At 67.3% G+C, this 11,401-nt stretch carries 9 protein-coding genes; 1 reads left to right on the forward strand and 8 read right to left on the reverse strand.

What is annotated here, in order from left to right:
- Positions 1 to 11: 11 nt before the first annotated feature.
- Genes ACFK0J_RS37900 through ACFK0J_RS37920 form a run of 5 tightly spaced genes read right to left on the reverse strand, consistent with a single transcriptional unit; the run spans position 12 to position 7,696 of the window.
- Complete coding sequence (locus tag ACFK0J_RS37900; protein ID WP_218472109.1) at positions 12 to 1,172, reverse strand: acyl-CoA dehydrogenase family protein; 1,161 nt, start codon at positions 1,170 to 1,172, stop codon at positions 12 to 14.
- Positions 1,169 to 3,226: an acetyl/propionyl/methylcrotonyl-CoA carboxylase subunit alpha gene (locus ACFK0J_RS37905; RefSeq protein ID WP_378734478.1), complete on the reverse strand. Its 2,058-nt coding sequence runs from the start codon at positions 3,224 to 3,226 to the stop codon at positions 1,169 to 1,171. The genes ACFK0J_RS37900 and ACFK0J_RS37905 overlap by 4 nt, the downstream gene beginning before the upstream one ends.
- Positions 3,227 to 3,234: 8 nt before the next feature.
- The gene (locus ACFK0J_RS37910; protein ID WP_378734479.1) at positions 3,235 to 4,833 is read right to left on the reverse strand and encodes an acyl-CoA carboxylase subunit beta; all 1,599 of its coding nucleotides are present in this window, start codon (positions 4,831 to 4,833) and stop codon (positions 3,235 to 3,237) included.
- Positions 4,830 to 5,984 carry an acyl-CoA dehydrogenase family protein gene (locus ACFK0J_RS37915; protein ID WP_378734480.1) on the reverse strand — a complete coding sequence of 385 codons (1,155 nt, stop codon included), beginning with the start codon at positions 5,982 to 5,984 and terminating at the stop codon, positions 4,830 to 4,832. Before ACFK0J_RS37915 ends, ACFK0J_RS37910 begins: the two co-directional genes overlap by 4 nt.
- Positions 5,981 to 7,696 (reverse strand): acyclic terpene utilization AtuA family protein, encoded by a 1,716-nt coding sequence (locus ACFK0J_RS37920; RefSeq protein ID WP_378734481.1) that lies wholly within the window; start codon positions 7,694 to 7,696, stop codon positions 5,981 to 5,983. Before ACFK0J_RS37920 ends, ACFK0J_RS37915 begins: the two co-directional genes overlap by 4 nt.
- Before the next feature lie 349 nt (positions 7,697 to 8,045).
- On the opposite strand from ACFK0J_RS37920, the gene ACFK0J_RS37925 reads away from it, so the two are divergent.
- Positions 8,046 to 8,207 (forward strand): hypothetical protein, encoded by a 162-nt coding sequence (locus tag ACFK0J_RS37925; protein ID WP_378743410.1) that lies wholly within the window; start codon positions 8,046 to 8,048, stop codon positions 8,205 to 8,207.
- A 1-nt stretch (position 8,208) separates the two neighbouring features.
- Here ACFK0J_RS37925 and ACFK0J_RS37930 read toward each other — a convergent pair whose 3' ends face one another.
- From ACFK0J_RS37930 to ACFK0J_RS37940, 3 genes are all read right to left on the reverse strand, one after another.
- Complete coding sequence (locus ACFK0J_RS37930) at positions 8,209 to 9,132, reverse strand: adenylate/guanylate cyclase domain-containing protein (RefSeq protein WP_378734482.1); 924 nt, start codon at positions 9,130 to 9,132, stop codon at positions 8,209 to 8,211.
- Between the two features lie 381 nt (positions 9,133 to 9,513).
- Positions 9,514 to 10,275, reverse strand: coding sequence for an ABC transporter permease (locus ACFK0J_RS37935; RefSeq protein WP_378734483.1), 762 nt, complete (start codon positions 10,273 to 10,275; stop codon positions 9,514 to 9,516).
- Complete coding sequence (locus ACFK0J_RS37940) at positions 10,275 to 11,219, reverse strand: ABC transporter ATP-binding protein (RefSeq protein WP_378734484.1); 945 nt, start codon at positions 11,217 to 11,219, stop codon at positions 10,275 to 10,277. The genes ACFK0J_RS37935 and ACFK0J_RS37940 overlap by 1 nt, the downstream gene beginning before the upstream one ends.
- Positions 11,220 to 11,401 lie beyond the last annotated feature (182 nt).

The raw sequence follows: 11,401 nt of genomic DNA on the forward strand, positions 1-11,401 counted from the left end.
CGAGCCTCCTACTAGTAGGACTTGGGCAGGCCAAGCGAGTACTGGGCGACGAAGTTCAGCACCATTTCGCGGCTGACCGGGGCGATTCGGCCGATGCGGGCGGCGGCGAGCATGGCGGCGAGACCGTATTCCTTGGTCAGGCCCGCGCCGCCGTGCGTCTGGATCGCCTGGTCGAGCGCCTTGATACTGGCCTCTGCCGCAGCGTATTTCGCCATGTTGGCGGCCTCGGCGGCACCCATCTCGTCGCCGGTGTCGTAGAGCGTCGCGGCCTTGCGCATCATCAATTTCGCGAGTTCCAGCTCGATCTTCACCTGGGCGAGCGGATGCGAAATGCCCTGGTGCGCACCGATCGGCGTCTTCCATACGGTGCGTTCCTTGGCGTATTCCACCGCCCGGTCGATGGCGTAGCGGCCGAGGCCGATGGCCATCGCGGCGCCCATGACACGCTCCGGATTGAGCCCGGCGAACAGCTGCATGAGTGCGGCGTCCTCCTTGCCTACCAGCGCGTTGGCGGGCAGGCGGACGTCGTCGAGGAACAGCGTGAACTGGTGGTCCGGCTCGATGATGTCCATTTCCTGGGGCGTCTTGTGGAAGCCCTCGGCGTCGGTCGGCACGATGAACAGGGCCGGCTTGAGCTTGCCGGTCTTGTGGTCTTCGGTACGCGACACGATGAGCACGGCCTCGGCCTGGTCCACGCCGGAGATGAAGATCTTGCGGCCGTTGAGGATCCAGTCGTCGCCGTCGCGGCGCGCGGTGGTGGTGATCTGGTGCGAGTTGGAGCCCGCGTCCGGCTCGGTGATGCCGAAGACCATCTTGGCGGTGCCGTCGCCGAGCTTGGGCAGCCACTGCTGCTTCTGCTCGTCGGTGCCGTACTTGGTGATGATGGTGCCGCAGATGGCCGGGGAGACGACCATCAGCAGCAGGCCCGCGCCCTGGGCGGAAAGCTCCTCCATGACCAGTGCCAGCTCGTACAGGCCCGCCCCACCGCCGCCGTACTCCTCGGGCAGATTCACGCCGAGGAAGCCGAGTTTGCCCGCCTCGTCCCACAATTCGCTCAGCGGCTCGTTGGCGCGCGCCTTGGGCAGCACATAGTCGCGGTAGTTGTACTTCGCGGCCAACGCGGCCACCGCGGCCCGCAGCGCCTGCTGCTCTTCGGTTTCGATAAAGCTCATTTGCTCTCCTGGGTTTCTGTGCCCTCGGCGGGGTCGACGACGGCGAGGACGGCACCGACATCGACCTGCTGGCCGACGGTGACGTTGACGGCGCTGAGCACACCGGCGGCGGGCGCGGCGATGGTGTGCTCCATCTTCATCGCCTCCAACCACAGAATGGGTTGGCCCTGTTCGACCCGGCTGCCGACCTCGGCGCCGAGCCGGATCACGCTGCCGGGCATGGGTGCCAGCAGTGAGCCGGTGGCCACCTGGTCGGCCGGGTCACGGAAGCGGGGCAGTCTGCGCACGCTGACCGGACCGAGCGGCGAGTCGACGCACACCAGCTCGCCGTACCGGGCGACGGCGAAATGCCTGCGGACCAGGCCGCGTTCGCCGGGGACGGCGAGAACCACCCGATCCGGGGTGGCCTCGACGAGCTCGAGTCCGTCGTGGCCGTCCACCGAGACAACACCGCGGGTGTAGCGGTAGCCGACATCGTGTGTTCCGCTGGTGCGGCTCTCGAACAGCTTGTGCGTAGATTGCGACGGCAGATTCCGCCAGCCGCTCGGCAGCCCGCCGCCGACCCGGGCAGCAGCCCGATTCGCCGCGGCGTCGGCCAGCGCGGCGGCCACGATGGACAGTGCCTCGTCCGCCTCGGACACCAAAGGCGCTGCGAGCGTGTCCAATCCGTGCGTGTCGAAGAAGGCGGTGTCGGTGTCGCCCGCCAGGAAGGCCGGGTGGCGCAGCACCCGGACCAGCAGGTCGCGATTGGTGACCAGGCCGTGAATCTTCGCTCGATGCAACGCGGTGGCCAGCAATCGCGCTGCCGCACCGCGTGTTTCGGCGTAGGAGATGACCTTGGCGAGCATCGGGTCGTAATGCACGCCGACGATCGAGCCGTCCACCACGCCGGTGTCCAGTCGCACGCCGGGGCGGTCCAGCAGGTCGAATTCCGTGGTCACCGCCGGAATGTCGATGCGGTGCACGGTGCCACTCTGCGGCTGCCAGTCGTGCGCCGGGTCTTCGGCGTACAGCCGGACCTCGATCGAATGTCCGTACATCGCAGGCGGTTCGGCGGGCAGCGCATCGCCCGACGCCACTTCGACTTGCAGGCGAACCAGATCCAGGCCGGTGGTGCATTCGGTGACCGGATGTTCCACCTGGAGGCGGGTGTTCATCTCCAGGAAGAAGAAATCACCGCGTTCGTCGGCGAGGAACTCCACCGTGCCCGCTCCGGTGTAGCCGATCGCACCGGCGGCGAGCCGGGCCGCCTCGAACAGCCGCGCACGCATCCCGTCGGTGCGCTCGACCAGCGGCGAGGGCGCTTCCTCTAGCACCTTCTGGTGGCGACGCTGGATGGAGCACTCGCGCTCGCCGACCGCCCAGATGGTGCCGTGCGTATCGGCCATGACCTGGACCTCGATATGGCGGCCGGTTTCCAGGTACCGCTCACAGAACACCGTGGGATCGCCGAAGGCGGATTGCGCCTCGCGCCGAGCAGCTTCGATCTGTGGCTCGAGCTCGGCGAGGCTGCGCACCACGCGCATGCCGCGACCGCCGCCACCGGCGGACGCCTTGATCAGGACCGGCAGCTGAGCCTCGGTGACCTCGGCCGGATCGAGTTCGGCGAGCACCGGGACACCGGCGGCGTCCATCATCTTCTTCGAGGCGACCTTGGAGCCCATCTGCTCGATGGCCTCGACCGGCGGGCCGATCCACACCAGCCCGGCCGCGAGCACCGCCTTGGCGAAATCGGCGTTCTCGGAAAGGAATCCGTAGCCGGGGTGAATCGCGTCGGCACCGGTGGCCAGTGCCGCATCGATGATCAGTTCACCGCGGAGGTAGGTTTCGCCGGGCGTATTGCCCGGTAGGCGAACTGCCGCATCGGCTTCGGCCACATGCGGGGCCGCGGCATCCGCGTCGGAGTAGACCGCGACGGTGCCGAGACCCATTCGGCGGCAGGTGGCGAAGACGCGGCGGGCGATCTCGCCACGGTTGGCAACCAGGACGTTCGTGATGTGCCCACCCGTCACCCGGCCACCGCCCCCCATCGAATCGCTGCGCGATGCTGTCATGGTTCGCCTCACATTCGGAAGACGCCGAAGCCGTCGGCGCCCTTGATCGGGGCATTGTGAATGGCCGACAAGGACATTCCCAACACGGTGCGGGTATCGCGCGGATCGATGACGCCGTCGTCGTACAGGCGCCCGGACATGAACATCGCCAGCGACTCCGCCTCGATCTGCGCCTCGATCATGGCGCGCATCCCGGCGTCGGCCTCCTCGTTGAAGGGCTGGCCCTTGGCTTCGGCGGCCGCCCGGCCGACGATCGAGATGACGCCCGCCAGCTGCGCACCGCCCATGACGGCGGATTTCGCACTGGGCCAGGCGTAGACGAAGCGCGGATCGTAGGCGCGCCCGCACATGCCGTAGTGCCCGGCACCGTAGGAGGCGCCCATCAGCACCGAGATGTGTGGCACCTTGGAGTTGGCGACCGCGTTGATCATCATCGCGCCGTGCTTGATGATGCCCTTCTGCTCGTACTCCTTGCCGACCATGTAGCCGGTGGTGTTGTGCAGGAACAGCAGTGGCGTATCGGACTTGTTCGCCAACTGGATGAACTGGGTTGCCTTCTGCGACTCCTCGGAGAACAGCACGCCCCGCGCGTTGGCGAGAATGCCGACCGGATACCCGTGCAGCTCGGCCCATCCGGTGACCAGGCTGCTGCCGTACAGCGGCTTGAACTCGTCGAAATCGGAGCCGTCGACGATGCGCGCGATCACCTCGCGCGGATCGAACGGGATCTTCAGATCGGACGGGACGATGCCGAGCAGATCCTCGGGGTCGTACAGCGGCTCGATCACCTCGGCGCGCGGCGCGGGACCCTGCTTGCGCCAGTTGAGCCGCCGGACGATGGCGCGACCGAGGCGGATCGCGTCCTGCTCGTCCACCGCGTAATAGTCGGCCAGGCCGGAGACGCGGGCGTGCATGTCGGCGCCGCCGAGCGATTCGTCGTCGGATTCCTCGCCGGTGGCCATCTTGACCAGCGGCGGGCCGCCGAGGAACACCTTGGAGCGTTCCTTGATCATCACCACGTGATCGGACATGCCCGGAATGTAGGCGCCGCCCGCCGTCGAGTTGCCGAAGACGAGCGCGATGGTCGGAATACCGGCCGCCGAGGCCTGGGTGAGATCGCGGAACATGCGCCCGCCGGGGACGAACACTTCCTTCTGCGTCGGCAGATCCGCACCGCCGGACTCCACCAGGGAGATCACCGGCAACCGGTTCTCCCGGACAATGTCATTGATGCGCAACGTCTTTCGCAGCGTCCACGGATTCGAGGTGCCGCCGCGCACGGTCGGATCGGGCGCGACGATCATGCATTCGACGCCCTCCACGACGCCGATGCCCGCGATAGTGCTTGCGCCGACGTGGAATTCGCTACCCCAGCCGGCCAGCGGACACAGCTCCAGGAACGGTGAGTCCTCGTCGATGAGCAGCTCGACCCGCTCGCGCGCGGTCAACTTGCCGCGCTTGCGGTGCCGGGCCAGCTTGTCCGGGCCGCCACCGGCGATCGCCTTGGCGAATTCGCCCTCGACCTCGGCGAGCTTGGCCGCCATGGCTTCCGCTGCCGCGGCGTACTCCGGTGACGCGGTGTCCAGCGTGCTGCGCAGTGTCGTCATGACTGGTACCCCAATCGTTTGGCGGCAAGGCCGGTGAGGATTTCGGTGGTGCCACCGCCGATGCCGAGGATGCGCATATCGCGGTACTGGCGTTCCACCTCGGATTCGCGCATGTAGCCGAGGCCGCCGAACAGCTGGACGGCCTGGTTGGCCACCCACTCGCCCGCTTCGACGGCGGTATTCTTGGCGAAGCACACCTCGGCGATGAGGTCGGTCTCGCCATTCGCGCTGCGCTGCGCCACATCTCGGGTGTAGACGCGGGCGACGTCGATCCGGCGGGCCATCTCGGTGACCGTGTTCTGTACGGCCTGTCTGCTGATCAGCGGGCGGCCGAAGGTCTCCCGGTTGCGGACCCAATCCAGGGTGAGGTCGAGGCAGCGTTGCGCGCTCGAATACGCCTGCACCGCAAGGCCGACACGCTCGCTGACGAACGCGCCCGCGATCTGGAAGAAGCCGGAGTTCTCCGGTCCGATCAGGTTTTCCACCGGCACCCGGACATCCACATAGGACAGTTCCGCGGTGTCGGAGGCGCGCCAGCCCATCTTGTCCAGCTTGCGGGTGACCGTGAAACCCGGCGTGCCCTTCTCCACCACGAGCAGCGAAATCCCGCCGGAGCCAGGGCCGCCCGTGCGTACCGCGGTGACCACGTAGTCGGCGCGGCAGCCGGAGGTGATATAGGTCTTCGCGCCGTTGACGATGTAGTGGTCGCCGTCGCGACGCGCGGTGGTGGTCAGATGGCCGACGTCGGAACCGCCGCCTGGTTCGGTGACGGCGAGCGAGCCGATCTTCTCCCCGGCCAAGGTCGGTCGCGCCCAACGCTCGATCTGCTCGGCATTGCCCGCGGCGATCATGTGCGGCACCGCGATGCCGCAGGTGAACAGCGACGCGAACACACCACCGGAGGCACCGGCCTGATGCATTTCCTCGCAGACGATCATCGCGTCGATGCCGTCGCCACCGGAACCGCCCACCGACTCCGGGAATTGGATGCCGAGCAGGCCGAGGGCACCGGCTTTCTTGTGTAGCTCGCGCGGGATCTCCCCGTCACGCTCCCACTCGTCCAGGTACGGCAGGACTTCCCGCTCGGCGAAACCCCGTACGGTGGACCGCAATTCGCGGCGCTCCGGGGTGTTCCAAGGACTGACACTCATGGCAACAGCTCCAATGGGATGTCGAGATGACGGGACCGCAGCCATTCGCCGAGTCCCTTGGCCTGGGGGTCGAATCGTGCCTGATAGGCCACGCCCTGACCGAGTAGGCCTTCGATGATGAAGTTCACCGCCCGCAGGTTGGGCAGCACATGCCGGGTGACCGTCAGCGGGGCGGTTTCGGGGAGCAGTTCTTTGACGCGCTCGACGGTGAGGGTGTGCACCAGCCAGCGCCACTGCTCGTCGGTGCGCACCCAGACGCCGACATTGGCGTTGCCACCTTTGTCACCGCTACGGGCCAGCGCGATCGTGCCCAGCGGGGCCCGGCGAGTTTCGCTGGCGGGCAACGGCTCCGGCAGTGTGGGCTGGGCGACATCGGCAAGTGGCAGCGTGTCCGCGGCCGGTGCGATGTCGACGCGGGATCCGTCCGGCAGTACCGCGACATGCGGCACCTCGGTGGCATCGACGAAACCGGGCGTGTACACGCCGTACGGTGAACCGTTGCCGGGCAATGTGGTAAAGCTGCACCCTGGATAGCTGGCCAATGCCAATTCGACTGCCACGCTGGAGAAACCGCGGCCGACCTTGTTCGGGTCCGGGTCACGCACCACGCAGCGGAGCAGCGCGCTGGCCTGCTCCTCGGTGTCCGCGTCCGGCCGGTCGAGCCGGGCGAGCGTCCAATCCAGCTCGGCGGGCTTCGCGGGTAGCCAGGATTCCAACTGTCGTTGTGCCAGTGCGGCTTTCGCCTCGATGTCGAGGCCGGTGAGGATGAACTCCATCTCGTTGCGGAACCCGCCGAGGGTATTCAGCGACACCTTCAGCTGCGCCGGTGGCGCCTCGCCGACGACCCCGCTGATCAGCACCCGATCCCGGCCGTCGGCGCTGAGCTGGATGGAGTCCAGCCGCGCCGTCACATCGGGACCGGCGTACCTCGCGCCCTGGATCTCGTACATGAGTTGCGCTGCGACGGTGTCGACGGTGACCGCGCCGCCGGTGCCGTCGTGCTTGGTGATGACACTGCTGCCGTCGCCACGGATTTCGGCGATCGGGAAACCCGGCCGACCGAGGTCTGCGAGTTCAGTAAAAAACGCGTAGTTGCCGCCGGTGGCCTGGGTGCTGCATTCGATGACGTGCCCGGCCACCACCGCGCCCGCGAGCTGGTCGTAATCGGTGCGGCCCCAGCCGAAGTGGGCGGCCGCCGGGCCGACGATCACCGATGCGTCGGTGACCCGGCCGGTGACCACGATGTCCGCGCCCGCGTTCAGGCATTCGACGATGCCCCACGCGCCGAGGTACGCGTTGGCGGTGAGCGGGGCACCGAGGCCGAGTTCGCCTGCGCGCGCGACCAAGTCGTCGCCTTCGACATGCGCGATCTTCGTGTCCAGACCTAGATCGGCGGCCACCTTGCGCAATCGCTGCGCCAGACCCGCGGGATTGAGACCGCCCGCGTTCGTGACGATCTGCACGTTGCGTTCCAGCGCCAGCCCGAGGCAGTCCTCGATCTGCTTCACGAAGGTCTTGGCGTAGCCGAGGCTCGGATCTTTCATCCGATCGCGGCCGAGAATCAACATGGTGAGCTCGGCCAGATAGTCGCCGGTGAGCACGTCGAGCTGCCCGCCTTCGAGCATCTCGCGCATGGCGCTCAGGCGATCACCATAGAAGCCGGAACAGTTGCCGATCCGGAGCACGTCCGGGTTGGCGGCCAGCACACTCATCAGCGGGAATGCCTCCTGTAAACGGCGAACCGTCAGGGCACAGCCGCGTGCCGCACCCGTGAAGTCCGCGTTCCGGAGACCAGCATCACACCCCCGGCAGAAAAAAGCAAGCGCGCGTGCTTGTTAATCACAGACGGGTCAGATAACTGTGTTTTGGCCGCGTGGCCGCGGCGTGTTCGTGGCCCCGGGAAGTCTCGCGTCCGAGCGCCCGAGACTTGCGACTTCGTCGCGTGCGCTTCGGCCACTCGGACGCGAGACGGGCCACGAACGGCGCTCGTAAGACTCGTGCTGTGGTGCTCGAGTAGGGGGCTTGGGGATTCAGCGCGGCAAACGCTGCACAATGAACACGGTGTCTACCGATGTCAGTGTGATTCTGCTGTTCGCCCTCGCTGGGTTTCTGCTCGGCGGGGCTTACTCGACCTGGAAAACCGCGCGCAAGTTGGCGATCGCGCTCGCGGTGCTGGCCGTGCTCGCCGCTGTGGGCGGCATCGCCTGGTGGGTGGGGAGCTGACTCAGATCTCGGCGAGCTTGAAGATGCGCAGGTCCTCCGGGACCCCGCTGAGCGGCGCGGCGAAGAAGCTGCGGCGGTACGGCTTGACCACGTAGCCCAATTCCTCGAGGATCTCCGGTCGCAGCGACTGGAGCGTTGCCTCGGACAGCATGGTGTTGCCGTTGCCGCCCGCCTCCATTACGCGGGCCGCGATGGTGACGTCCACGCCGAGCCAGTCGCCGCCGATCTCGCGCGGCGAGCCGGTGTGCAGACCGATCCGCATCTGGGGGCGGTAGTCGCGCACCTTCACCTCGGCCAGATTGCGTTTGGCATTGATCGCGGCGCGGACCGCCCGTTCGGCGGACGGGAACACCGCCATCACGCCGTCGCCCATCCGCTTGACCACCTGACCGCCGCGTTCGGCGATCGGCGGCTCGATGGCCTTCGCGACGCGGCGCAGCAGTTCCAGGGTCGCCTCGTCACCTGCCGAGAGGGACCAGCTGGAGAACGCCACCAGGTCGGTGAACATGACAGTTACTTCTGCGCTACCTTTGCCGCGGCCGACGCGCTCCAGCATCGCCTGCCAGACCTGCAATGCGCCGAAACCGATCTCCCTGGCCGCGCTCGGAGTGTCACCGACCAGCTTGTCCGCGGCCCGGGCGACGGCACGCGCACCGCCGGGACCGGTGACCGACAGCGGGTCACCGAAGGACGGGTCACCAGGCAACTGCTCACGCGCTTTGCGAAGCACCCCGATGAAGTCGGTCCGATTGTTCGCCGCGTTCATCAGCGCGGAAAGCTGGCCCTTGCGCAGGCCGGCCCCGGGGCGACGGAGGGAACCGTCCCCGTCCGCGGGCACCAGCGGGATAACCACCTCGGGCGGGATGCCGTTGTCGTCCTCCGGCTCCGACCCGGGCGCAGCACCGCCGGAAGGTGTTTCGCTCACGCCCAGAGGGTATCTCAGCCGACCTGTCGTCGGCGGATCACTGATTATCGCCACCTGCTACCTCCCGACGGACGAAGCGGGCACAACGTTGGGCCGCCGATGGATAACGAGCTGGTTGCTGGCTCGAACTCTACTCGCGGATTCGGCGGCGATGAAGCGACGTGTTTCACAGTTTCCGCGATGTTCACATAGGCCATCGACCGGCAATAATGCCCGCCCACTCAACACCATCGGCCCGGTGCGAAGGGGATCGCACCGGGCCGATGGGTTACACCGTCCGCCGGGCAGTGGCGGGGCGGTGACGGGGCGCGCTGACCTCCCGACAAGGTCGGCGCCCCAGACCCGAGTGGCGAGGGAAGGCGACTCGGGTGGCTTGTGGAGTTATGCGTCGCGCTGGTTGATCATGATCAACGCGGCGCCGTAGACGATCGCCGTGAAGGCGACGAAGTAGAGCAGGCTGCCCCACGGGCCCCAGTGCCAGTTGGCACCGGATTCCTGAACGCTGAGGAAGTGGCTCGCGTTCTGGAACGGCAGGAACGGTGTCACATTGCGGCCGAAGCTGCCGAAGGCGCCGAGCAGCGGCTCGATCAGCAAGGACCACAACACGATCAGCGAGATGGCGGCCGCGGACTGGCGGACCAGGACGCCGACGCCGATGGCGACCGCGATCATCAGGAAGGCGTAGATCGGGATGCCGTAGACGGAGCGCCATTGCCCGTCCAGCGTCAGGTTCGCCGCGGGAGCGGACCCGCCGATGGCCTTGGCCACCCCGATGGCGAGGAAGGCGAGGATCGTGGTGAGCACGGCGCTGAAGATGCCGACCAGAAACGTCTTGGTCAGCAGCACCTTGGTGCGATCGGGCACCGCCTGGAACGTCGTCCGAATGACCCCGAAGCGGTATTCGCTGGTCACCGTCAACGCCGCCATGATCATCAGCACCATCACGCCGAAGCCGACGACGCCCGCCGTCGCGGTGCTCACATCCAGCGTGGGAGTTCCCTCCGCGGGATCGTCCCCCGCGGATTTGGTGACCAGCGCGAACAACGCGGCAAGCCCGAGGGCGAGCACGACCACGACGGCCGAACACCACCAGGGCGACCTGGTCGAGGTGAGCTTGATTCGTTCTGCTGCCAGCACGCCCATCAGAGCGCACCTCCCATCACCTGATCGAAGCCTTCGCCGTGGTACTCCACGGCGCCGCCGGTCATCCGCATGAACGCTTCCTCCAGCGAGGCGCGTTGCGGGGCCAGCTCGAACAGCGTGATGTCGTTCGCGCCCGCCAGTTTGCCGACCGCGTCGCTGGTCACGCCCGCCACGACGAGCGCTGGGCCGTCCTGACCGGTGCCGTCTTCTCGGACCGTCATGCCGGTCGAGGTGAGCACGCTGCGCAATTGATCGAGTTGCGGGCTGCGCACCCGTACCGACTGCTCGGAGGCGCGCTCGATGAATTCCTGGGTGGTCGAATCGGAGATGAGCTGGCCCCGGCCGATCACGACGAGGTGTTCGGCGGTCTGCGCCATCTCGGAGAGCAGGTGGCTGGAGACCAGAACGGTGCGGCCCTCGGCGGCCAGTCGCTGCATGAACCGGCGGATCCACAGGATCCCCTCCGGGTCGAGGCCGTTGACCGGTTCGTCGAACAGCAGCACCTGGGGGTCGCCGAGCAGGGCACCGGCCAGGCCGAGCCGCTGGGACATGCCGAGGGAGAAGCCGCCCGCGGTCTTGCCCGCCACCTCGGACAGGCCGACCAGCCGCAGCACCTCCTCCACCCGCGACTTGGGGATGTCGTTGGAGGCGGCCATCCACTCCAGGTGGGCGCGCGCCGAACGATTCGGATGCACCCACTTGGCGTCGAGCAGCGCGCCGACCTGGCGTAGCGGATGGTCCAGTTCGCGGTATGGCTTGCCCTTGATGAGTGCGGTACCCGCCGTGGGCTTGTCCAGCCCCAGGATCATCCGCATCGTCGTCGACTTACCGGCTCCGTTCGGGCCCAGGAACCCCGTCACCTGTCCGGGTCGAACGGTGAAGGAAAGATCCTGAACCGCGACGGTCTGCCCGTAGTGCTTGGTCAGCCCTCTCAGCTCGATCATGGTCCCCAGCATTCCGGAAAACTCGGCGGCGCGCGTCACTACTAAGTGTCGTGTTCGATCATCCTCAGGTATGACACATCCCCTACTGGCCCCGACGGGCACCCTGACCCGCGAAGACGGTCCGAACGAAGGCGCGCTCGGGCAGGCCGGAGCCACCTGAAGGACACCTTCAGTCGGGGCGA

This window comes from Nocardia brasiliensis (assembly GCF_042691675.1).
GTDB classification, from domain to species: Bacteria; Actinomycetota; Actinomycetes; order Mycobacteriales; family Mycobacteriaceae; genus Nocardia; species Nocardia brasiliensis_D.

Excerpts from the sequence above, each read along its gene's own strand:
- ACFK0J_RS37920 (WP_378734481.1), bottom strand. The coding sequence starts at position 7,696 with ATGAGTGTGCTGGCCGCCAACCCGGACGTGCTCCGGATCGGCAACTGT.
- ACFK0J_RS37940 (WP_378734484.1), bottom strand. The coding sequence starts at position 11,219 with ATGATCGAGCTGAGAGGGCTGACCAAGCACTACGGGCAGACCGTCGCG.
- ACFK0J_RS37935 (WP_378734483.1), bottom strand. The coding sequence starts at position 10,275 with ATGGGCGTGCTGGCAGCAGAACGAATCAAGCTCACCTCGACCAGGTCG.
- ACFK0J_RS37900 (WP_218472109.1), bottom strand. The coding sequence starts at position 1,172 with ATGAGCTTTATCGAAACCGAAGAGCAGCAGGCGCTGCGGGCCGCGGTG.
- ACFK0J_RS37905 (WP_378734478.1), bottom strand. The coding sequence starts at position 3,226 with ATGACAGCATCGCGCAGCGATTCGATGGGGGGCGGTGGCCGGGTGACG.
- ACFK0J_RS37915 (WP_378734480.1), bottom strand. The coding sequence starts at position 5,984 with ATGAGTGTCAGTCCTTGGAACACCCCGGAGCGCCGCGAATTGCGGTCC.
- ACFK0J_RS37910 (WP_378734479.1), bottom strand. The coding sequence starts at position 4,833 with ATGACGACACTGCGCAGCACGCTGGACACCGCGTCACCGGAGTACGCC.